We start from the raw sequence: 23,477 nt of genomic DNA on the forward strand, positions 1-23,477 counted from the left end.
TACTGAAGGCAGATGAAGGAACATACAACCATGCAAAAACTAAGCAACTTAAAATGCTGTGTTATAATACCTACTTTTAACAATCATAAAACGTTAAAAAGGGTTATTGATGGTGTTTTAAAATACACCAATGCTATTATAATAGTTAATGATGGTGCTACCGATACTACTTCTCAAATATTAAAAAACTACACCCAATTACAACAGCTTCATTTACCTAAAAACAAAGGAAAAGGAAATGCTTTACGTAAAGGTTTTAAACTTGCCGAAAGTTTAAATTATGATTATGCTATTACTATTGATTCTGACGGACAACATTTTCCTGAAGACATTCCCGTTTTTATTGATGCATTAGAAAAAGCAGAAAACAAAAACTTATTACTTATTGGAGCAAGAAACATGAACCAAGAAAGTGTTCCTAAAAAAAGCAGTTTTGGTAATAAATTTTCTAACTTTTGGTACTGGGCAGAGACCGGTATTAAGCTTCAAGATACACAATCTGGATATCGATTATATCCTATTAATCAGCTTAAAAATTTAAAATTTTACACCTCAAAATTTGAGTTTGAAATTGAAGTAATTGTAAAAGCTGCATGGCACGGTGTTACGGTAAAAAATATTCCTATTAATATTTTATATGATGAAACCGAACGAGTATCTCATTTTCGTCCTTTTAAAGATTTTACACGGATTAGTATCTTAAATACTTGGTTGGTAATACTTACTTTACTTTATATAAAACCACGTGATTTATATCGAAAGTTTAAAAAAAAAAGCTTTAAACGTTTTATTGTTGAAGATATATTAGGCAATAACGATTCTCCGAAAAAAAAAGCCTTTTCAATAGCTTTAGGTATTTTTATTGGCTTAACACCTCTTTGGGGCTTGCATACTTTTATTGTTATTTTTTTAGCGTTAATTTTAAAGTTAAACAAAACTTTAGCCTTTGCTTTTTCTAACATTAGCCTCCCTCCTTTTATTCCTTTTATAATTTTTGCCAGCATACAAGTAGGTAATTTTATTTTAGATCAAAATCAAACAATTAACTTTGCTAATATTACCACAAACTTTGATGTATTAAAACATCTTAAAACTTATATTGTGGGTAGTTTTTGCCTTGCTACTATAACCTCTATTATTTTAGGTGCACTAAGTTATTTATTAATATTATTTTTTCAAAAAGAAAAAGCAACACTTACAAATGCATAATTTTTTTTATAAAATATACCTTTATTTAAATTCAAAAAAAGCAGTAAGTTTTAGCTTACTTTCTATTTTATTTATTGGGTTACTTTTAATATCGTTTAAATTAGAATTTGAAGAAGATATTACAAAATTAATTCCTAAAAGCGAAGAAAGCTCTGAACTAGAAAAGGTTTTAAAAAGTGTTAATTTTACTGATAAAATAATCGTTAATATTACTAAAAGTAAAACTGGCTCTGTTGATGATTTAACACAATATGCTTCAGTTTTTATTGATCGTATTAATAACACTTCTGGTAAATATATTAAACAAATTCAAGGAAACATAAAAGATGCTGAAATTAAAAACACCGCAGATTTTATCTACAAAAATCTTCCGCTCTTTTTAAACGATGCCGATTACAAAACAATTGCTCATAAAATTAAAAAAGATAGCATAAAGGCAATTACCTTAAAAAACTATAAAACACTTATTTCTCCTTCGGGTATTGTTGCTAAAAACTTTATTTTAAAAGATCCTTTAGGCATTTCATTTATTGCTTTAAAAAAACTACAAGAATTAAGTTTTGGAGAAGATTTTACATTAAAAAACGGTTTTTTAGTTAGTAAAGACAATCAACATATTTTATTATTTATTACCCCAGCCTTAAAAACCAATGAAACGGCTAAAAACACCAAGTTTGTTAAAAATTTATATGATATAAACACAAAACTTAATCAGCAATTTAAAGGTAAAGTAAGTAGTTCATATTTTGGGAGTACTTTAATTGCTGTTGCCAATGCAGAGCAAATAAAAAGTGACATTCAACTTACCATAAGCATCGCTTTAACTTTGCTTTTAATTATATTTATTGGGTTTTATAAAAAACTAACAATTCCTATTATTTTATTTTTACCTACTATTTTTGGCGGACTGTTAGCGATTGCAATTCTATTTATTATTCGCGAAAAAATATCGGCAATTTCTTTAGGTATTGGTTCTATTTTACTGGGTGTTACGTTAGATTACTCACTACACATTTTAACACATATACGAAACAACAATAACATTAGTAATTTATATAAAGAAATTACAAAACCTATATTAATGAGTAGTTTAACCACTGCTTTGGCTTTTTTATGCTTGTTATTTATTAACTCGCAAGCCTTACAAGATTTAGGTATTTTTGCTGCAATTAGTGTGATGGGATCTTCTTGTTTTGCTTTGTTATTTATTCCTCAAGTTTATAATAAACAAACTAAAAAAGTTAAAAAAAGCACTATTTTAGATAAAATATCAACTTATAACATCCATAAAAATAAATGGGTTATTACTGGGGTACTACTTTTATGTTTTATTAGTCTTTTTACATACAATAAAGTTATTTTTAATAACGATTTAAGTCAACTAAACTATTTATCTGAAGATTTAAAATTAGCAGAATTACAGTTAGACAAGCTTACAAATAGTACTTCTAAATCTATTTACATTACTGCGTACAACAATTCTGAAGAAAAAACACTACAAACAAACGATGCGGTTTTAAAAACATTAAAAAAGTTAAAGGCTGAAAAAAAACTTATCAATTTTAGTTCTATCAGTACTTTTGTACACTCAAAACAACAACAAGAAGAACAAATTAAAAAGTGGCAATCGTTTTGGAGCCCTGAAATTATTGAACGCACAAAACAAGATATAATAAAAAGCAGCATCCCTTTAGGTTTTAAACCTGAAACATTTAACACTTTTTACACGCTATTAAACACCCAATTTAACACCTTAAAAACAGCAGAATACAAAGCCATTAATAGTTTTCCTATTGATGATTATATTACTACAAAAAACAACTATACAACGGCCATAACTTTAGTAAAAGTTAACAATAGAAAAGCGGTAATTGATGCTTTTAAAAAACAACCCGAGGTATTGGTTATTGACAGGCAACAAATGAATGAAACTTTTTTAGGAAACCTTAAAAATGATTTTAACAACTTAATTGGATATTCATTTATTGTTGTACTTATAATTCTGTTATTATTTTATAAAAGCATATCACTTACTTTAATTACAAGTATTCCTATTTGTTTAACTTGGCTTTTAACGATTGGTTTAATGGGGATTTTTAATTTAGAGTTTAACATCTTTAATATTATCATATCTACTTTTATTTTTGGACTCGGAATAGATTATAGTATTTTTATGACCAACGGATTATTGCATAAATATCGATTTGGTGAAAACACTTTACCAACTCATAAAGCATCTATTTTACTTTCGGTTATAACAACTATTTTAGGTGTTGGTGTTTTAATTTTCGCCAAGCATCCTGCTTTATATTCAATTTCTTTAGTTTGTATTATTGGTATTTTATCTGCCTTATTAATCGCATTTACAATACAACCTTTGCTTTTTAAATTATTTATAGGAAATCGCACCAAACAACCTACATCACTAAGGTTACTTGTACATTCTATTTTATCGTTTATTTATTTTGGTTTAGGAGGTTTAATCCTATCTATATTTAGTGTTACACTAATGAAAATTATTCCAGTACCTAAAAAACTAAAAATGAATTGGTATCATAAAATCATTTCAAAATTTATGAAATCGGTTTTATACTCTCATCCGTTTCTAAAAAAACGAGTTCTTAATAATTATAATGAAGATTTTAAAAAGCAATCAATCATAATTGCAAATCACACTTCATTTTTAGACATATTAGCTATTGGTATGTTGCATCCAAAAATTATATTTCTTGTAAACGATTGGGTTTACAACTCTCCTATTTTTGGTAAAATAGTTCAATTAGCAGGTTTTTATCCGGTATCAAGCGGTATTGAAAACGGCTTAGAGCATTTAAAACAAAAAGTAGCACAAGGATATACTTTAATGGCTTTTCCAGAAGGAACAAGAGCTAAAACTCATAAAATAAAAAGGTTTCATAAAGGCGCATTTTACCTTGCAGAACAATTTAATTTAGATATTATTCCGGTGCTTATTCATGGTAATTCTGAAATTATACCCAAAGGAAGTGCTATAATTAGCGATGGTAAAATCACTTTAAAAGTTTTAAAAAGAATTGCTCTTAACAATCATCAATTCGGAAAAAATTATTCGCAACGTGCTAAACAAATTGGCGCTTATTTTAGAGAGGAGTTTTTAATACTTAGAAAAGAACAAGAAGATGTTCGTTATTTTCATAAAATGTTATTAAAAGAATACCGATATAAAGGAGATTTCGTTTATAAAAAAGTACTTTCTGATATTAAAACACACCAAAATACGTATCAATATATTTTAAATTTTATAGATCCGAAAGATCAAATTATTCATTTTTCTGATGATGCGGGGCAACTAGATTACCTTTTAGCATTAAATGCTCCCGACAGAAAGATTATTACTTATATTAAAAGTAAAACTAATCGAAAAATAGTAAACAACTCTTATATTACTAACAATTATAAAATAACCTGCATTAATACGATTAAAAATGCAGCAGCGTACAAAGCAAATACTCTTATCATCAACTTAAAAGATATTACTATAGAAAATGATTTAAAATCGATTATTAATACTGATATAAATCATATTATTTTATTAAAAGAAAGTGCAAATTTAAAAATTGATAACACTTTAGGTTTTAAACTTACTTATAAAGATAAAAATATTTCTATATTAACAAACCAGTTAACAAAAGCATGAAAACACATTACGACGTAGTTATTATAGGAAGTGGATTAGGCGGATTAGTTTCTGCAAATATTTTAGCCAAAGAAGGTTATAGCGTATGTGTGTTAGAAAAAAACAATCAATACGGAGGTAATTTACAAACCTTTGTTAGAGAAAAAACCATTTTTGATACTGGTGTACATTATATTGGTGGACTTGACAAAGGTCAGAATTTATACCAATACTTTAAATATCTTGATATTATGGATAATTTAAAGTTAAAAAAACTAGAAGATGATGGTTTTGATGTAGTTACTTTTGATGATGACCAAAATGAATACATGCACTCGCAAGGTTATGATAAATTTATTAAAAATTTGGTTACTCAATTTCCTGAAGAAGAAACAGCTATTAAAACTTATTGTGATAAACTTAAATCTGTTTGCGAAAAATTTCCGCTTTACAAATTAAAATTAGGAAAACCTTATTACGAAAATTCAGATATTTTTACCCTAAAAGCTAAAGACTTTATAGATGCTATTACCGAAAACAAAAAATTAAGAGCAGTACTTGCTGGTACTAATTTTTTATATGCAGGCGATGGCACTCGTACACCATTTTATGTACATGCATTAACTATAAATTCATATATAGAAAGTGCCTACAGATGTGTAAATGGAGGAAGTCAAATTTCAAAATTATTAATCCGTCGTTTAAAAGAAAACGGAGGAGATGTTTTTAAACGACATGAAGTTGTTAAGTTTGGATTTGAAGATAAAAAAATAGCTTCGGTATTTACAAAAAACGGAAAACAAATAAATGGCGATTTATTTATTTCGAATATAGAACCTAAACTTACCTTGCAACTTGCCGGTGAAGATAAATTTAGGAAAGCTTATGTAAATAGAATCAAAAATATTGAAAGTATCATTGCAGGGTTTAGCTTATACATTGTTTTAAAACCTAACTCTTTTAAATATCACAATAAAAATTATTACCATATAAAAGATTCAAATAAAGTTTGGGACGGACAAGATTACACTCAAAAAAGTTGGCCTGAAGGATATATGGTTTCTATGGGAATTAATAAAAAAACTACCGATTGGGGAGAAAGTTTAACCGTATTAACGTATATGAGATACGAAGAGGTAGCACCTTGGACAAATACTTTTAATACGGTAGTTAATAAAAACGAAAGAGGGCAATCTTACGAAGAATTTAAAGCTGAAAAAGCAACGGTTTTAATTAACGAACTAGAAAAGAAATTTCCTAATATTCGCGAGTGTATTCAAGAAGTACATACCTCAACACCACTATCTTACAGAGATTATATAGGTTCTAACAAGGGTTCTATTTATGGTTATGTTAAAGATGCCGACAATCCGTTGCGCTCATTTATATCGCCAAGAACAAAAATTAAAAACTTATTACTTACTGGACAAAGCTTAAATATGCACGGAATTTTAGGTGTTACTATTGGAGCTGTACTTACTTGTTCTGAAGTTGTTGGAATGGAAAAAATTTTAACAAAAATACAAGAGGCTAATAAAGCAAATTAGCAAACATGCTATAAATTTATATTGTTATGTGGCGTAATAAAATTTTATTTAAAAAGCTTTTTTTATTCTTTTTACTATTACCAATAATAGTTTCGTGTGGTATTTCTAAATCTCTAAAAGATGTTCCTAATGTAAGCGCCTATAATAATGTTATACCTAAAAGAGTTAAAACATCCGACTCTACATTTGTAATAGGTAACAATACACTAAATAAAAATAAGCAAGGTTTATGGGAACTTTATGTAGCGGGTGATCCGTTAGAAAGAGGATTAATTACAGGGAGTTTAACTCAAGAGTTATTTAACAAACAAGAAAATGATTTTTTATCAAAAGTTAATGATTTTGTTCCATCAAAAACAAAACAAGCCATATTACGTAAATTTTTAGCTTGGTATAATAGAAAAATGTATTTGCATGTACCTAATGAGTTTAAAGCAGAAATTTACGGACTCTCAAAATACGCATCTAAAAAATTTAACAATATTGCAGATCCTTATTTAAGAGTATTGTACTTACACGGTGCTCATGATATAGGACATGCTTTAAAAGATTTAGCTTTAGTAGGCTGCTCATCATTTGCCGCTTGGGGAGAAAAAACAGAAGATGGCAGTTTAATTATTGGAAGAAATTTTGATTTTTATGCAGGCGATGCTTTTGCTAAAGAAAAAATTATCGCTTTTATAAACCCTACTCAAGGTCACAAATTTATGTCGGTAACTTGGGGAGGTATGATTGGTGTACTATCTGGTATGAATGAGCACGGACTTACCGTTACCATTAATGCCGGAAAATCAAAAATTCCGCTAATTGCCAAAACTCCTATTTCTATTTTAAATAGAGAAATATTGCAATACGCCTCAACTATAACCGAAGCCATTGCTATCGCAAAAAAAAGAAAAGTTTTTGTTTCCGAATCTATACTTATAGGAAGTGCTAAAGATAAAAAAGCGGTTATTATTGAAGTTTCTCCAAAAAACTTTGGCGTTTACGAAGTTACAAACTCCAATCAGTTAATTTGTTCTAATCACTTTCAAAGCAAACCTTATTTAAATGATAAACGAAATATTAAACATAAAATAGAAAGTCATTCACAATACCGCTATTTACGTATGGAAGAACTTTTAGAGCAACAGCAAAAAATTACGCCACAAATTGCAGTAGCTATTTTACGTAATAAAGAAGGTTTGCAAAACAAAAATATCGGTTATGGTAACGAAAAAGCATTAAATCAATTATTAGCACATCATGCCATTGTTTTTAAGCCAGAACAAGGCTTGGTTTGGGTATCCTCAAACCCATATCAATTAGGCGAATTTATTGCTTATAATTTAAATGATATTTTTAATAAAGACAATAAGGTTAATTTATCTTCCTCTAAATTAAATATCGAAAAAGATACATTTCAATATACTAAAGCGTACCAAGATTATCAAAATTACAGGAAGTTAAAAAAACAAATTATTGATAGTAATAAGGCTGATAATTTAACTATTAATACTTTATTAGCTGCTAATCCAGAATACTGGGAAGCTTATTTTTTAGTTGGTAAATATTATTATAAAAAAGGATATTTAACCGCTGCTTTAAACGCTTTTAACAAAGCAAAAACTAAAGAAATTACAACGGTTACAAACAAAGAAGAAATTGATTTGTATATTAAAAAACTAAAACGGAAATTACATCGATGATTCCAGAAATTGAAAAAGCATCAAAAGCAAAAATTAAATCTTTTCAAGAAGAACAATTAAAATTACTTTTAAGTTATTTAAATAAGCAATCTGTGTTTTACAAACAAATGTTTAAAAAACACCAAATTGATATCCATCAAATTAATTTTATTGAAGATTTAACAAAATTACCAACAACATCAAAAGATGATTTACAACAATTTAATGATGATTTTATTTGTGTTCCTAAAAAAGAAATTATCGATTATGTAACAACATCTGGTACTTTAGGCGAACCTGTTACTTTTGCTTTAACCGATAACGATTTAAACCGTTTAGCTTATAACGAAGCTATTTCATTTGCCTGCGCAGGAGTTACCGAAAATGACACCATTCAGTTAATGACAACTATAGATAGAAGGTTTATGGCTGGATTGGCTTATTTTTTAGGCGCTCGTAAACTTGGTGCTGGTATTATTCGTGTGGGTAACGGAATTCCCGAACTACAATGGGATTCGATATTTAAATTTAAACCAACCTATATTATCGCCGTTCCTTCCTTTCTTTTAAAGTTGATAGAATACGCACAACAAAATAACATAGACATTAACGCGTCGGGAATTAAAGGCGCTATTTGTATCGGTGAATCGTTACGAAACGATGATTTTTCTGAAAACCTTTTAACTAAAAAGATTAAAAGTAAGTGGAATATCAACTTATATTCTACCTATGCTTCTACCGAAATGAATACGGCTTTTACCGAATGTGAACAACAACATGGCGGGCATCATCATCCTGAACTTATAATTACTGAAATTTTAAATGATAAAGAAAAACCTGTTAAAGAAGGCGAAATAGGTGAGCTTACAATTACATCTTTAGGAATAGAAGCGATGCCTTTATTGCGATTTAAAACAGGTGATATGGTAAAAATGCATACTGAAAAATGTAATTGTGGTAGAAATACAGTTAGACTTGGGCCAGTACTTGGCAGAAAAAAGCAAATGATAAAATATAAAGGAACAACTTTATATCCGCCAGCAATGCAAAACGTTTTAAATCATTTTAATACTATTGACGCTTATATTATTGAGATTGACAGCAATGAAATTGGTACCGATGAAATTCTTTTAAAAATTGCTACAAATCAAGAAACCACCATTTTATTGCAAGAAATAAAAGATCATTTTAGAGCAAAATTAAGAGTTACACCAAAAATTGAGTTCCATAAAAAACAAGTAATTCAAAAACTACAATTTCCAAAATTAAGCAGAAAACCAGTAGTGGTTATAGATAAAAGAAAATAATTACTTTTCTTTTTTGTAAAAACAAAAACCTTTCAGTTTCCTGAAAGGTTTTTGTTTTAGTAGCGGGAACTGGACTCGAACCAGTGACCTTCGGGTTATGAGCCCGACGAGCTACCTACTGCTCTATCCCGCGATTTGCGGTTGCAAATATACCGCTTTTTATTGCTTCTATCCAAAGAAAACCTCTTTTAAAAATCGTTTATTTTATAAACACATCAGTAACAGCCTTATAAAAAACTTTTTGTAAAGTAAAAACAACTTATCTTTGCCGCATGACACATAAAGCAGGATTTGTAAACATCATCGGAAACCCAAATGTGGGTAAATCAACTTTAATGAACGCATTGGTTGGCGAAAAATTATCTATCATTACCTCTAAAGCACAAACTACAAGGCATCGAATTTTAGGTATTGTAAATAATGATGAATATCAAGTAGTTTTTTCTGATACCCCAGGAATTATTAAACCTGCTTACGAATTACAAGAATCTATGATGGATTTTGTAAAATCGGCTTTTGATGATGCTGATGTGTTAATTTACATGGTTGAAGTTGGAGAAAAAGAATTGAAAAACGAAGCTTTTTTTAATAAAATAATCCACAGTGATATTCCAGTAATTTTACTTTTAAATAAAATTGATAAATCTTCGCAAAAAGAAGTTGAAGAAAAAATTGAATATTGGAAAAACAAAGTTCCTAATGCTTTTGTGTATGTTATTTCTGCTTTAGAAAAATTTAATGTGCCTGCTGTTTTTAATAAAATAGTTGAATTATTACCTGAAGCCCCTGCTTTTTATCCGAAGGATCAATTAACCGATAAACCAGAACGCTTTTTTGTTAACGAAAAAATTCGTGAAAAAATTCTGCAACATTACAAAAAAGAAATTCCGTATGCTGTTGAAATTGAAACCGAAGAGTTTATTGAAGAAGACGAAATTATTAAAATCCGTGCCATTATTATGGTAGAACGAGATACCCAAAAAGGGATAATTATTGGTCATAAAGGTAGCGCTCTTAAACGTGTAGGAACCGAAGCTCGTAAAGATTTACAACAGTTTTTTGATAAAAAAGTGTTTTTAGATTTATATGTAAAAGTTAATAAAAACTGGCGATCTAACGAACGCCAATTAAAACGTTTTGGTTATAAAGACTAATTTATTTTTTGAAGTAACAATTTCGTAAAATCTTTTAATTCGTCCATCTGTTGCTTTCCAGTAGCCTTACCAATTGTACCTACAAAATAAAGTGTTACCCATATAATTGGTAAAATAACTACCATAACAATAGGTAAAACAGTAGTTTTATTTAAAGACCAATTACTGTACACCATAATTGCAAAAATTAAAAAAGCAGTGGCAACAACAAAATGTAAAAACATAAAAAACGTCCAAACTTGCGGTTTCGTCCCAAACAATCCTTTTATTTTAGACGTGTTTTCACACAATTCCTCAACCTCAAGCGATAGTTGAGGCGACCAAAAATGAGTTTCTTTTTCAGGAACATCAATAATCACATGATTATCTATCATTTTCATTTTATAAACTGATAGGTCCGATAAATGATTTTTCATTTCATTTAATAAAACCTCCGAATTCATCTCAAAATCAATTTGAAACCTTGGTTTTAAAAAAATCTGATTATATACTTCGTCCTCCATAATTAAAACTAATTGAGCCACAATGTAGCAAAAATAGCATACTCTTTAAAATTCAGCTAAAAATCATAACGTAAGTTGTATCTTTGCACAAATTTTTGCAAAATGAGTAGTATTGTAGCCATTGTTGGAAGACCAAATGTAGGTAAATCCACTTTATTTAATCGTTTAGTACAACGTCGTGAAGCGATTGTAGATTCTGTAAGTGGAGTTACAAGAGATAGACACTACGGTAAATCTGAGTGGAACGGAAAAGAATTTTCGGTAATTGACACAGGTGGATATGTAGTTGGTTCTGACGATATTTTTGAAGGAGAAATACGAAAACAAGTTCAGTTAGCTATTGACGAAGCTGATATTATTGTTTTTGTTGTTGATGTTGAGCAAGGAATTACTCCGATGGATGAAGCCGTTGCTAAAATATTACGTCAAGTAAAAAAACCGCTTATTATGGCGGTAAACAAAGTTGACAACGCAATGCGCGATGCGGATGCCGTTGAATTTTACAACCTTGGTTTAGGAGATTACTTTACTATTTCGTCTATAAACGGAAGCGGAACTGGTGAATTATTAGATGCTGTAGCAGAAGTAATTCCTGAGGAAGAAGAAGTAGAAGTAGATGAGTTACCTCGTTTTGCGATTGTTGGTCGCCCTAATGCCGGAAAATCTTCATTTATCAATGCTTTAATTGGTGAAGACAGAAATATTGTAACCAATATTGCGGGTACCACTAGAGATTCTATTGACACAAAATACAATCGTTTTGGTTTTGAATTTAACTTGGTAGATACTGCCGGGATCAGAAAAAAATCGAAAGTAAAAGAAGATTTAGAGTTTTATTCGGTAATGCGTGCTGTTAGAGCAATTGAACATTGTGATGTTGCTGTTTTAGTAGTTGATGCAACTCGTGATTTTGAAGGGCAAGATGAAAAAATATTTTGGCTTGCCGAAAAAAATAAAAAAGGGATCGTTATACTGGTTAACAAATGGGATTTAGTTGAAAAACAAACCAATACCATGCGTGATTTTGAAGCTCAAATAAGACGAAAAATCGCTCCTTTTACAGATGTGCCAATTATATTTACATCTGTATTAACAAAACAACGTATTTTTAAAGCTATTGAAACGGCTGTTGAAGTTTTTGAAAACAGAAAGCGCCGCGTTCAAACAAGTAAATTAAACGAAACGATGTTAGAGATTTTAGATCAAAATCCTCCTCCTGCAACAAAAGGAAAATACATCAAAATTAAATACTGTATGCAATTACCTACGCACACACCTCAGTTTGCGTTTTTTGCTAATTTACCGCAATATATTAGAGATCCGTACAGACGATATTTAGAAAATCAACTCCGTCAACACTATAATTTTAACGGAGTTCCTATTATTATTTACTTCAGACAAAAATAAAATAGGTTTAACATAAATTAACTATTTAAACGTAGTTTTTTCATTTTCTTTGCTGGTTAAAATAACTTAGCTAAAAGACTATGAAAAAACTACTTTTTGTTTTTACACTATTACTCGCTACCAACATACTAGCGCAATCTTATCAGTTTAAAATTACAGGTAAAATTAATTCTGGAAAAGAAAAAACACCTATTGAAGCTGCCACCATTCACTTAGAAAGAGTAAAAGACAGTACCGTTATTTCGTACACAATATCAAACGATAAAGGATACTTTTCTTTAGAAGGAAAAGCGTACCATAAAAACCTGAAATTATTTATTTCTTATGTAGGAATGAATAGTTACAGTAAATCTATTTCTTTAGGCGAAAAATTAAATTTTAATTTAGGCGAAATTGCTTTACAAGAAGAAAGTAATTTATTAAACGAAGTAGTTATTAAATCAAGAGCACCGATTACTATTAAAAAAGATACGTTAGAATTTAACGTAAAATCTTTTAAAACAAAAAAAGATGCGAATGTTGAGGATCTATTAAAAAAGTTACCAGGTGTAGAAGTAGATGAAGATGGTAAAATTACCGTAAACGGAAAAGAGGTTAATAAAATTTTAGTAAACGGAAAGCCTTTTTTTGGTAACGATCCGAGTATTACTACTAAAAATTTAACAAAAGAAATTATAGAAAAGGTTCAAATTACCGATACTAAATCGAAATCTGAAGCTTTTGCTGGCGAAAAAGGAGATGCAAATAACAAAACGATAAATCTTACTATAAAAAAAGAAAACAACAAAGGTTGGTTTGGTAGAATTTCTGGTGGTACCGGAACCGACAAGCGTTTTGAAGGAGCTACAATGGTTAATCGCTTTGACAACAACCAGCGTTTTAGTGTTTTAGCCAGCACAAATAATATTAATTCTCCTGGATTTAGTTTCGGGGAAATTAGAAAAATGTTTGGCGGCGGTAATACATGGATTGGCGGTAACGGTAGTTTTAGTATTAACGGTAGACGTTTTGGTGGCGGAAGCGGAATTATAAAATCTAAAACCGCTGGTGCAACTTATGCTGATCAATATGGAAAAGGAGTAGATGTAAATGCTAATTATTTTTACTCTGGTAGTAATTCTAATGATGAATCTAAAAGCAATAAAGAATATACACTTCCGGATAGAAAGTATTTTTCAAATTCAGTTTCTAGATCTGCAGATGAAAACCATAACCATAGTATTAGTACAGAGTTTGACATAGAAATAGATTCTACTTTTTTAATCAACGTACAGCCATCTTTTGTTTTTAATAAAAGAGAAGGAAGCAACAGCAGACAAGAAGAATCTTTAGACGAAAACAATGTTTTAACCAACAACTACATTAGTAATTCGTATGCTAAATCTGAAGCAGACAATTTTAAAAACACCATAGATCTTACTAAAAAAATAGGATCAAATGGTTCATTTATTAAAGCTTCTATTACCAATCAAATAGATAAATCTGATACTGACGAAACAAATAAATCGACCATTGAAATTTTTGGTAGCAATCCAAGTACCGAAATTAGAGATCAAAAAAGTACTATTTCTAATGATTTTAATAGTTTTAATACTCGCATAACTTATCGCTACCCTTTTATCAGTAAAAAATTATTTTTAGATCTTAAATATAGGTATCAAAGTGATGAACGAGAAAACAAAGAAGATACGTACGATTTTAACACTACAACACAACAATATACTGATTTTAACGCGAGTTTAAGTTCAGATTTTACTTATGATGATATTTCTAAAACTCCATCTGTAGAGTTAATTTATAAATCTAAAAAATGGCGTTTTAATTTCGAAACAGGATTTGTAAACAGAACATTAGAAAACAATGACAAACTTCGCCCTAATTTAAGTTTAAATAAAGAGTTTAATAATTTAGCTTTAGATGCCGGTTTTAGATATAGATTCGACTCGAAAGCCTCTATTTATTTTGATTATAGCTTAACAAATAGAGTACCTAACATTAGGCAAATTCAACCTTTTGCCGATGTAAGTAATCCATCAAACATTATTACTGGTAATCCAAACTTAAAACCAACTCAAAACCACAGAGCTTATATTAATTTTAATAAATATAATTGGCAAGCTGGTACCGGACTTTACTTGTACGTAAGTGGTAGTAAGTTTAAAAATCAAATAATTTCTAACACTACAATTTCTGATGAATTTATTAGAAACTCTACCTATCAAAACAACGATGGTGGTTACGATTTTTGGGGTGGTGGTAGCTACAGTAAAAAAATAAAGTTAGACTCTATTACCAACCTAAAACTTAGAGCAGGTTCTAGTTTAAGTATGTTTAAAAATTACAACATTGTAAATAGCGTAAAAGAAGGAGCTCAAACAACTTCACTTACACCAAATGTTGGTGCAACTTTAGAGTGGAATAAACTTGTTACAATCGAATCTCGTTATGACATTTCTTTTTCAAAAACAAAATACGATGTAAATACTAATCAAGATCAAGACTTTACAAGACATACTTTAACATTAAGAACCAAAACCAATTTTCCTAAAAAATTAGAATGGAGTAATGATATTAGATATACCTATAACCCAAATGTAATAGGATTTAATAAATCTGCTTGGTTTTGGAACGCCACATTAGCATACTCAATTTTAAAAGATCAAGGTTCAATTACCTTAAAAGCTTACGATTTACTTAACCAGAATACCAATGCACAACGTAGAGCTACGGCTAACTACATAGAAGATTCTCAAAGTACCGTATTAGAGCAATACTTTATGCTAGGGTTTAGCTGGAAATTTAACAGTTTAGGTAAAAAAGGAAAAATTAGAAGTTACAGAATGCACTTTTAAGTTTTAAATATTTTTTAAAAAGCCTTTCTTAAATTAAGAAAGGCTTTTTTTTATACAATCAATTTAACAAAAGCTATTAGAAGGTAAAACACCTAATTGCTTACAATTTTGTAAATTTGTATATCTTATAAGAAAGCGCTTTATGGAAGTAAGAAAATTAAAAGAATTTAAAAGTACCGATTTACCTTTACAGCTAAATGTTAGTTTCCAGAAAATTTACAATATGTTTAAAGAGTATACATGCGATACTTATAAAGAACATCCTTTTCATGCTTCTGCTAAAATAATGACAAAAGAGATTGAAAAACATCCAGAACTTATTGATGGATTTTCTGACCTTTCGCTTTTAAAGAAATACGAAAAAATTATTGACATTCTCTTAGAAGCTTTGTTTCCTGAAATGTTAACAACAAACGAAATTAAGGCAGCTACTGTTCCCTTTTCTTTCACTTCTTTTAAATTTACAAAACGCTTTGAAACCATTCTTAGTAATGCAGGCGATGAGTACGAATTAAAAGTAAGAGAATTTGAAGATGATAAAATGTATATCATGGCATGTACCTTTATTTTAAGTACAGTTTACAATCATCCGATAGATTTAAAACGACCTTTCTTTTTTGATATTCCTGATAAAAACTTAAATCTAATAAAACATTACCGCGTTGCTTTTAATGGCGATTTTATGGATATTTCTCCTTCTGAGAATGCTCCGGAAATTACCCAAGAAGATATTAAAATCCTTTTAAACAATTATGATAATATTGATATTTGGAAAGAAAAATTCCCTCCAAATAGTTATATTTTTAAAGGATTTGGCATTATGAATTTATTTGATGTTACTGCCGATGAAAATATATCTGCAATACAAACAAGCTTATTACAACAAGACGATGGTAATGTTATAGAAAAACTTCGTAAAAATTTAAGTGAATTTTATAATATAGGCGACTTAAAAGTAGGTTTTTCGGTATTTGATATTTCTAATTTATCATTAAAATCAACACATATAAAAAAATCTGAAAGTCTTATTTTATTAGATAATGAAAAAGAAATAGTATGTAACTCTTTTTTTTGTAGTAAAATAGTTTCAAATGTTTTTCATAAACAAGAAATCGTTACAATTTCTGATGTAGAAAACTATGGTAAACGATCAAAAGAAAATCCTTTTTATAAAAGATTAAAAAGTAAAAATATTGGTAGCATTATTTTAATTCCGTTTAAAGCAAGCGAAAATAATGACTTAGCCTTGTTAGAAATTGCCTCACCAAGACCTTACGAATTAAACTCTGTAAATCAACAAAAACTAAGTGATATCGTTCCTGTTTTTAAAGCAGCAATAGAACGTTCATCAAAAGAATATTTAAATGTTTTAGAAGCAACAATACAAGAACATTATACCACTTTACACCCAACGGTAAAATGGCGTTTTTACGAAGCTGCAGAGCAATACCAAGCCGATCTTTATTACAAAAAAGAGGAAGTTAAAATTAAGCAAATTGTATTTAAGGATGTGTATCCTTTATTTGGTCAATCAGACATAAGAGGTTCTTCTTTAGCAAGAAACAAAGCAATTAAAGAAGATTTAATAACGCAATTAAGTTTAGCTATTTTTGTTTTAAAAGAAGCCTGTAAATCAGAAAAACTACCTATTTACAAAGAGTTAATGTTTCGTGTAAACGAATACTTAAATAGCGTTACCAAGGGATTAAAAGCTGGTGATGAAATAGGTATTTTAGACTTTTTAAAACGTGAAATTTACCCTGTTTTTAAACATATAAAAAAACTTAACAACAACCTTACAGCTGTTGTAAAAACATACATGAAGCGTTTAGATAAAGACCTACATGTTGTATATGAAAAACGAAAAGAATACGAGCAAAGTGTTGCTTTATTAAACGACAAGCTAGCTAAATTTATTGACTATAAACAAGAAGAAGCACAAGCTATGTTTCCTCATTACTTTGAGCGCTACAAAACCGATGGCGTTGAATACAACATGTATATTGGGCAATCGTTAACAAATCAAAAATCATTTGATAACATATATCTTTACAACTTGCGTTTGTGGCAATTGCAAATAATGTGCGAAATGGAAAATGTAGCAAATACCACACGTAAATCTATGGAACATGATTTACAAGTTGCTTCATTAATATTGGTGCATAGCAATCCTTTAGCTATAAAATTTAGGTTAGACGAAAAACAATTTGATGTTGACGGCGCTTATAATATCCGTTATGAAATAATAAAAAAACGAATAGACAAAGCTCACATAAAAAACACCAAAAAGCGCTTAACAATTCATGGTAAAATAGCCATCGTTTACTCACAAGATAAAGAGGCTAGAGAATATATTAAGTATATTAAATATTTACAATCTAAAAATTTACTTGGCGAGGTTGAAAATTTAGACATTGAAGATTTACAAGGAGTTTCAGGTTTAAAAGCTTTACGAGTTGAAGTTATTTATCAAAAAGATTTTGATTCTAAAAAAACAATTTCAATCGATGAACTAATGGAGGAGTTTAAACAATAAAACTATTGTATTTTTTTATATAACCCCAAAAAGCATTTAACTTTTTGGAGTGTTTTTATGCCACATTAGCAACATCTTGTATTTGAAAAGCTACTGCAAAAGCGATTACACTTACAATTATACCAATCATAAAAACGGTGTAAGTTGTTCTTAATAGTTTATATTTTCTATTTAAAACCAATCCTAAAAAATACAAATCCTTTGTAAGCGAACTGTATAAATAATCTCTATCTTTCATCATTTCATCCATTGCCCATTCAAAATCTGGCAAATTCATTTGATGAAAATTACCAAAAAACAATAAATTTACTTTTTTATTAGCAACATCTTCTTTTGTAAACTTTCCTTCCGTTACATTTGGGCGTGTTGCTATGATTGAAAGTACAATTGATGCAACTGTAAATGCTATAAAAATTACCGAAGGAATAACTAAATAATGATTGGAAGGATTGTCTAACTTCGGAATTAAAGTAGACAAAGTCATCGAAATAACAATTGCGTTTACTGATAATAAAATATTTGCTTTTGTATCGGCAATATCACTTAAAGTAATATGGTTTCTTAATGCCACACGAAACATTGTTTCAACACCACGTTCTGGCAATTCTACCTTGTTTTTTTTAAAAGCAAATTCCTCTTTCTTTTGCTTTAACTTCCTATTTTCTTGAGCTGTTTTTTTTTGAATCTTTAATAACTGTGCTAGGTTTTTACTTTTAGGTTTTTCCCAATTTTTAACAGCAAAACTAGTATAAAACCTATAATTTGTTAAAAATTTGATGTTCTCTTCAATCCATTCAAAATCAGAAAAGACATGATTTTTAGCCAGTTCCCACTCTTTTCTTAATAAAGAATTATACTCGCTAAAATTTTTACTTCCTAAATGAGAACAATCTGCATCACAAATTATTTTTTCTAATTCAGTAACTGGTATTGCATCCATTTTTGTTACTAAAATCAACTCAGAAACTTCTTTAATTATAGTTTCTGAAACATTTCTTTCTCTAAAAAACAACGCTGCTATTTTAACGCTTTCTTCTTCATGACCATCTATTTGTTTAGTATAACCTGTATCATGAAACCAAGCCGCTAACAATAATTTATTTGCTGACTCCTCATCAATTTGCATCCCTTCAACCAACTCTTTTGCTTTTTCGACAACTCGTTGTGTATGAAATACATTGTGATAAACAAACGAAGATGTTAGTTTTTCATTTAAAAGATGAATAACAAAGTTTTCAGCTTCAATTAATAAATTTTTCATTAAAAAGGTTTTTGCTAAATTAAAAATAATATTTAACTATTAATTAGATGTAAGTTTGTCGGATTAAACACGACAAAACAACGCACAAAAAGCACCTATTATTGTCATTTAAAATTAGTATATTTTTAATCCTAATTTTTTAAAACCAAAATTTCATATGCTAACTTGGGAAAAAATTATTCATTTTGCTGTAAAAGGAAACCCAACTCCAACAAAAAGAGTTGAAAAAACTGAAAATGAATGGAAAAAACTACTAACACCTGAACAGTTTAGAATTACACGTTTAAAAGGAACCGAGCGCCCCTTTTCAGGTGAATTATGTACTAGTTATGATGAAGGCAAATATAATTGTGTTTGTTGCAATACTCCTTTATTTGATTCAACTATAAAATTCGATTCAAGCTCAGGATGGCCAAGTTTTACACAACCAATAAACGAAAACGCAATTCAATATCATAGAGACATAACTTTTGGTATGGTTCGCGTAGAAGTATTATGTAATACTTGTGATGCACATTTAGGACATGTTTTTCCTGACGGACCAGAGCCTAGCGGATTACGCTACTGTATTAATTCTGAATCAATGCAATTAGAGAAACAGGTTAAAAATGACAAATAAAAACTTACAGCTAGCCACTTTAGGTGGCGGATGTTTTTGGTGTACCGAAGCTGTTTTTCAAAAAGTAAAAGGTGTTGAAAAAGTTGTTTCAGGTTATGCTGGAGGTACAGTTCCTGGGCACCCAACGTATCGCGAAGTATGTTCTGGATTAACAGGCCATGCAGAGGTTATTCAGATAACTTTTGACGCTGCTGTTATTTCTTATCAAGAAATTTTAATTATTTTTATGACAACTCACGATCCTACAACTTTAAACCAACAAGGTGCTGATCGTGGAACGGCATATCGTTCTGTAATTTTTTATCATTCTGATATACAAAAAAAAATAGCACAGCATGTTTTAAAAGAAATTGCTCCTTACTACGAAGATGCAATAGTAACCGAATTAACTGAGTATCCTATTTTTTATAAAGCAACAGAAGAACACCAAAATTATTATCAAGAAAATACGCAACAAGGATATTGTAGTTTTGTAATTGAACCAAAACTAGCCAAATTGCGAAAATTACATGCCGATAAACTAAAATAGCACTATTTTTAAAAAGACCATGAAACTTAACATTCAAGATACTTTTAATAAAGAATTACCTGCCGATAAAATTACAGGGAAAGCTCGCAGACAAGTTTTAGATGCTTGTTTTTCGTTTGTTGAACCTACAAAAACTGCGAATCCGAAATTATTACATGTTTCTACAGAAATGTTAGCCGAAATCGGACTATCAACTGAAGATGCAAATTCAGAAGAGTTTTTAAATGTTTTTACTGGAAATAAAATCATACAAAACACCCATCCTTTTGCCATGTGTTACGGCGGACATCAGTTTGGTAATTGGGCAGGACAATTGGGTGATGGTCGTGCTATAAACTTAACAGAAGTAGTACACAATAACAAACGTTGGGCTATACAATTAAAGGGATCTGGCGAAACTCCGTATTCAAGAACTGCCGACGGTTTAGCTGTTTTACGCTCATCAATACGAGAATATTTATGTAGTGAGGCCATGTTTCATTTAGAGGTTCCAACCACGCGCGCTTTGTCGTTAAGTTTATCTGGTGATGAAGTTTTAAGAGACATGCTTTACAACGGTAATTCGGCCTACGAAAAAGGAGCCATCGTTGCTCGTTTAGCGCCAAGTTTTATCCGTTTTGGGAATTTCGAAATTTTATCAGCAAGAAAAAACACACCTGCTCTAAAGGTCTTAGCAGATTATACCATCAAATATTTTTATCCTGAAATTACATCCGAAGCAAAACAAAAATATCTTGATTTTTTATCAGAAATAAGAAATAAAACAATCGACATGATTGTGCACTGGCAACGCGTTGGTTTTGTACATGGCGTAATGAATACCGATAACATGTCTATCTTAGGATTAACTATTGATTATGGGCCTTATGGTTGGTTAGAAGGTTACGATTTTGGTTGGACACCCAACACAACCGACAATCAACATAAAAGATACCGTTACGGAAATCAATCGCAAATAGGTTTATGGAATTTATTTAAACTAGCCAATGCTTTGTATCCTCTTATTGATGAAGTTCCGCCAATACAAGAAATTTTAGACGGATATTCTGATATTTATAACAAGAAATATCAAGAAATGATAAAAGCTAAAATCGGTTTATTTATTGATGATGAAAACGATAAAGAGCTTATTGGCAGATTAGAAGAAACTTTACAATTATCAGAAGCTGATATGACTATTTTCTTTAGAAATTTAGCTAAAATTACTAAAGAAGATAAATTTGATAGTGCTTTCAAAAAAATTGAAGATGCTTTTTATACTATTGATAACATTAAAAATGAGATTAAAAATCATTGGAAAGATTGGTTTCAACGCTATTTAAAAAGGTTACAACAAGAAACTCTTTCTGACGCAGAAAGAAAGGAAAAAATGAATGCTGTAAATCCAAAATATGTTTTACGAAATTACATGTCGCAACTAGCAATTGATGCTGCCGACAAAGGCGATTATAATTTAATAGACGAACTGTATCTATTACTAAAAAATCCGTATTCTGAGCAACCTAACCATCAAAAATGGTTTGCAAAACGACCAGAATGGGCGCGTCATAAAATAGGCTGTTCGGTGTTAAGTTGTAGTTCTTAAAAAATTGTACATTTAAAAATCGGCAATTAACATTATTAAATGACTTACGAATTCAAAGAAATTATTCAGCAAATAATTTTAAATCAACAAAAAGGAATACAAAATGTATTAGCCACTGTTGTTGATTTGGACGGATCATCGTACAGAAAACCTGGAGTTAGAATGTTATTATCTGACAACGGAAAAATAATGGGTGCAGTTAGCGGCGGTTGCGTAGAAAAAGAAGTGCAACTAAGAGCTCAATCGGTTTTTAAAGATCAAAAAGCAAAAATTATAACTTATGATGGCCGTTACCGTTTAGGTTGCGAAGGTGTTTTGTATATCTTATTAGAGCCTGTTAAAATAACAACCGAATTTATTACTCTTTTCTCTGAAAACTTAGCTAAAAGAAAGTCTTTTAAAATAGATTCTTATTATCAAAAAGAAGATGAATGTTATGGTAATTTCGGTTCTGTAATTGAGTTTTGTAAGCATCAAAAAATTACCTTTTCTGATCGTTTTAATCTGTCAGAAAAAAATAACAATTTAATTTTTAAGCAAAAATTACCACCTTTATTCCGTTTATTAATTATTGGTGGCGAGCACGATGCGGTAAAATTAAGCAATCAGGCAACCCAATTAGGTTGGCAAGTAGATGTAATTACTTCGATAAAAGACCCTAAACAATTGGATGATTTTCCAACAGCTAAATCTGTTATTGCTCAAACTCCAGAAGTAATTCAATTAGCCGACATTGATAAAAATACGGCTATTGTAATTATGAATCATAATTTTACGTACGATTTACGTTGGCTGCTAAAGTTACAGGAACAAAATCCTATTTATATCGGAATTTTAGGTGCCGCAAAACGACGTGAAAAGTTACTAAATGAACTGTTTGATTTTGCTCCCGAAATTAGCGACTCTTTTTTAGATAAAATTTTTACGCCAGCTGGTTTAAACATTGGTGCAGAAACACCTGAAGAAATAGCCTTATCTATTTTAGCCGAAATATTATCTGTAGTTCGTAATAAAGAAGTTTTTTCTTTAAAAAAAATTACTGGTAAAATTCATACTTAAAATGAAAAAAAGCGCCATTTTAATTCTTGCCGCAGGTAAATCTTCCCGAATGGGAAGTCCAAAACAATTACTTCCGTATAAAAAAACTACTTTATTAGGTTGGGCTATAAAACAAGCCATACAATCAAAAGCAAATGCTGTTTTTTGTGTTTTAGGGGCCAATGCAATTCCTGTAAAAAAATCAATTGAAAACTACCCTGTAACAACAATTTTTAATGCTGATTTTAACCATGGCTTAAGCTCTAGTATTGTTGCAGGAATTAATTATTTAAAAGACAAAGATTTTGATACTGTTTTAATTATGCTTGCCGATCAACCCAATGTAACGGCACATTATTTAAGTGAGTTAATCACAACATCCGAAGAAAATAGTGCTAAAATAATAGCATCTACTTATGATAAAAAAAATGGCGTTCCTGCTATTTTTCCAAAACACTATTTTCAGCAACTTTTAAAATTAAGCGGAGATAAAGGAGCTAAATATTTTTTAGAAAAACATCAAAAAGAAATTATATCTATAAAGCCTATCAATTTAATTGATATCGATACTGTTAATGAGTATCGCAACCTTTATTAAATACGCAAAA

The 23,477-nt window shown here is 29.8% G+C and carries 15 protein-coding genes, 1 tRNA gene and 1 pseudogene; 14 read left to right on the top strand and 3 right to left on the bottom strand.

The window, feature by feature from the left end; genetic code table 11:
- Positions 1-12: 12 nt before the first annotated feature.
- The 5 genes from ACN5J5_RS03540 to ACN5J5_RS03560 are packed head-to-tail and all read left to right on the top strand — an operon-like array spanning position 13 to position 9,385.
- Entirely contained in the window at positions 13-1,209 is a 1,197-nt protein-coding gene (locus tag ACN5J5_RS03540; protein WP_418645933.1) for a DUF2062 domain-containing protein, read from the top strand.
- Entirely contained in the window at positions 1,202-4,885 is a 3,684-nt protein-coding gene (locus ACN5J5_RS03545; RefSeq protein WP_418645934.1) for an MMPL family transporter, read from the top strand. Before ACN5J5_RS03540 ends, ACN5J5_RS03545 begins: the two co-directional genes overlap by 8 nt.
- A complete protein-coding gene (locus ACN5J5_RS03550) occupies positions 4,882-6,411 on the top strand; it encodes a phytoene desaturase family protein (RefSeq protein ID WP_418645935.1) in 1,530 nt (509 codons plus the stop codon). Before ACN5J5_RS03545 ends, ACN5J5_RS03550 begins: the two co-directional genes overlap by 4 nt.
- 26 nt (positions 6,412-6,437) lie before the next feature.
- Entirely contained in the window at positions 6,438-8,099 is a 1,662-nt protein-coding gene (locus ACN5J5_RS03555) for a C45 family autoproteolytic acyltransferase/hydolase (RefSeq protein ID WP_418645936.1), read from the top strand.
- Entirely contained in the window at positions 8,096-9,385 is a 1,290-nt protein-coding gene (locus ACN5J5_RS03560; protein ID WP_418645937.1) for a phenylacetate--CoA ligase family protein, read from the top strand. The genes ACN5J5_RS03555 and ACN5J5_RS03560 overlap by 4 nt, the downstream gene beginning before the upstream one ends.
- Before the next feature lie 60 nt (positions 9,386-9,445).
- Here the strand turns inward: ACN5J5_RS03560 and ACN5J5_RS03565 are convergent.
- Positions 9,446-9,518: transfer RNA gene (locus tag ACN5J5_RS03565), tRNA-Met, on the bottom strand.
- A 130-nt stretch (positions 9,519-9,648) separates the two neighbouring features.
- On the opposite strand from ACN5J5_RS03565, the pseudogene era reads away from it, so the two are divergent.
- Positions 9,649-10,539 (top strand): annotated as a pseudogene (gene era, locus ACN5J5_RS03570) (GTPase Era); the annotation flags it as partial.
- On the opposite strand, the gene ACN5J5_RS03575 reads toward era, so the two are convergent.
- On the bottom strand, positions 10,536-11,042 hold the full coding sequence (locus tag ACN5J5_RS03575; protein WP_418645938.1) for a GTP-binding protein: 507 nt from the start codon (positions 11,040-11,042) through the stop codon (positions 10,536-10,538). The pseudogene era and the gene ACN5J5_RS03575 overlap by 4 nt on opposite strands.
- Positions 11,043-11,144: 102 nt before the next feature.
- On the opposite strand from ACN5J5_RS03575, the gene der reads away from it, so the two are divergent.
- From der to ACN5J5_RS03590, 3 genes are all read left to right on the top strand, one after another.
- Complete coding sequence (gene der, locus ACN5J5_RS03580; RefSeq protein WP_418645939.1) at positions 11,145-12,449, top strand: ribosome biogenesis GTPase Der; 1,305 nt, start codon at positions 11,145-11,147, stop codon at positions 12,447-12,449.
- An 80-nt stretch (positions 12,450-12,529) separates the two neighbouring features.
- Entirely contained in the window at positions 12,530-15,301 is a 2,772-nt protein-coding gene (locus tag ACN5J5_RS03585) for an outer membrane beta-barrel protein (protein ID WP_418645940.1), read from the top strand.
- Positions 15,302-15,443: 142 nt separating this feature from the next.
- Positions 15,444-17,837, top strand: a complete 2,394-nt coding sequence (locus ACN5J5_RS03590; RefSeq protein ID WP_418645941.1) for a GAF domain-containing protein — start codon at positions 15,444-15,446, stop codon at positions 17,835-17,837.
- A gap of 55 nt (positions 17,838-17,892) precedes the next feature.
- On the opposite strand, the gene ACN5J5_RS03595 is transcribed toward ACN5J5_RS03590, so the two are convergent.
- Positions 17,893-19,098: a Pycsar system effector family protein gene (locus tag ACN5J5_RS03595; protein ID WP_418645942.1), complete on the bottom strand. Its 1,206-nt coding sequence runs from the start codon at positions 19,096-19,098 to the stop codon at positions 17,893-17,895.
- A 157-nt stretch (positions 19,099-19,255) separates the two neighbouring features.
- Between ACN5J5_RS03595 and msrB the strand changes: the two genes are divergently transcribed.
- The 5 genes from msrB to ACN5J5_RS03620 are packed head-to-tail and all read left to right on the top strand — an operon-like array spanning position 19,256 to position 23,467.
- Complete coding sequence (msrB, locus tag ACN5J5_RS03600) at positions 19,256-19,717, top strand: peptide-methionine (R)-S-oxide reductase MsrB (RefSeq protein ID WP_418645943.1); 462 nt, start codon at positions 19,256-19,258, stop codon at positions 19,715-19,717.
- Positions 19,707-20,246, top strand: coding sequence for a peptide-methionine (S)-S-oxide reductase MsrA (msrA, locus tag ACN5J5_RS03605; protein ID WP_418645944.1), 540 nt, complete (start codon positions 19,707-19,709; stop codon positions 20,244-20,246). Before msrB ends, msrA begins: the two co-directional genes overlap by 11 nt.
- Before the next feature lie 19 nt (positions 20,247-20,265).
- Positions 20,266-21,831 (top strand): protein adenylyltransferase SelO, encoded by a 1,566-nt coding sequence (locus tag ACN5J5_RS03610; RefSeq protein WP_418645945.1) that lies wholly within the window; start codon positions 20,266-20,268, stop codon positions 21,829-21,831.
- Between the two features lie 39 nt (positions 21,832-21,870).
- Complete coding sequence (locus tag ACN5J5_RS03615) at positions 21,871-22,890, top strand: XdhC family protein (RefSeq protein ID WP_418645946.1); 1,020 nt, start codon at positions 21,871-21,873, stop codon at positions 22,888-22,890.
- Between the two features lies 1 nt (position 22,891).
- Positions 22,892-23,467: a nucleotidyltransferase family protein gene (locus ACN5J5_RS03620; protein ID WP_418645947.1), complete on the top strand. Its 576-nt coding sequence runs from the start codon at positions 22,892-22,894 to the stop codon at positions 23,465-23,467.
- Positions 23,468-23,477: the final 10 nt, after the last annotated feature.

The organism is Tenacibaculum insulae, from assembly GCF_964512435.1.
GTDB classification, from domain to species: Bacteria; Bacteroidota; Bacteroidia; order Flavobacteriales; family Flavobacteriaceae; genus Polaribacter; species Polaribacter insulae_A.

Excerpts from the sequence above, each read along its gene's own strand:
- ACN5J5_RS03540 (WP_418645933.1), top strand. The coding sequence starts at position 13 with ATGAAGGAACATACAACCATGCAAAAACTAAGCAACTTAAAATGCTGT.
- ACN5J5_RS03545 (WP_418645934.1), top strand. The coding sequence starts at position 1,202 with ATGCATAATTTTTTTTATAAAATATACCTTTATTTAAATTCAAAAAAA.
- ACN5J5_RS03550 (WP_418645935.1), top strand. The coding sequence starts at position 4,882 with ATGAAAACACATTACGACGTAGTTATTATAGGAAGTGGATTAGGCGGA.
- ACN5J5_RS03555 (WP_418645936.1), top strand. The coding sequence starts at position 6,438 with ATGTGGCGTAATAAAATTTTATTTAAAAAGCTTTTTTTATTCTTTTTA.
- ACN5J5_RS03560 (WP_418645937.1), top strand. The coding sequence starts at position 8,096 with ATGATTCCAGAAATTGAAAAAGCATCAAAAGCAAAAATTAAATCTTTT.
- ACN5J5_RS03575 (WP_418645938.1), bottom strand. The coding sequence starts at position 11,042 with ATGGAGGACGAAGTATATAATCAGATTTTTTTAAAACCAAGGTTTCAA.
- der (WP_418645939.1), top strand. The coding sequence starts at position 11,145 with ATGAGTAGTATTGTAGCCATTGTTGGAAGACCAAATGTAGGTAAATCC.
- ACN5J5_RS03585 (WP_418645940.1), top strand. The coding sequence starts at position 12,530 with ATGAAAAAACTACTTTTTGTTTTTACACTATTACTCGCTACCAACATA.
- ACN5J5_RS03590 (WP_418645941.1), top strand. The coding sequence starts at position 15,444 with ATGGAAGTAAGAAAATTAAAAGAATTTAAAAGTACCGATTTACCTTTA.
- ACN5J5_RS03595 (WP_418645942.1), bottom strand. The coding sequence starts at position 19,098 with ATGAAAAATTTATTAATTGAAGCTGAAAACTTTGTTATTCATCTTTTA.
- msrB (WP_418645943.1), top strand. The coding sequence starts at position 19,256 with ATGCTAACTTGGGAAAAAATTATTCATTTTGCTGTAAAAGGAAACCCA.
- msrA (WP_418645944.1), top strand. The coding sequence starts at position 19,707 with ATGACAAATAAAAACTTACAGCTAGCCACTTTAGGTGGCGGATGTTTT.
- ACN5J5_RS03610 (WP_418645945.1), top strand. The coding sequence starts at position 20,266 with ATGAAACTTAACATTCAAGATACTTTTAATAAAGAATTACCTGCCGAT.
- ACN5J5_RS03615 (WP_418645946.1), top strand. The coding sequence starts at position 21,871 with ATGACTTACGAATTCAAAGAAATTATTCAGCAAATAATTTTAAATCAA.
- ACN5J5_RS03620 (WP_418645947.1), top strand. The coding sequence starts at position 22,892 with ATGAAAAAAAGCGCCATTTTAATTCTTGCCGCAGGTAAATCTTCCCGA.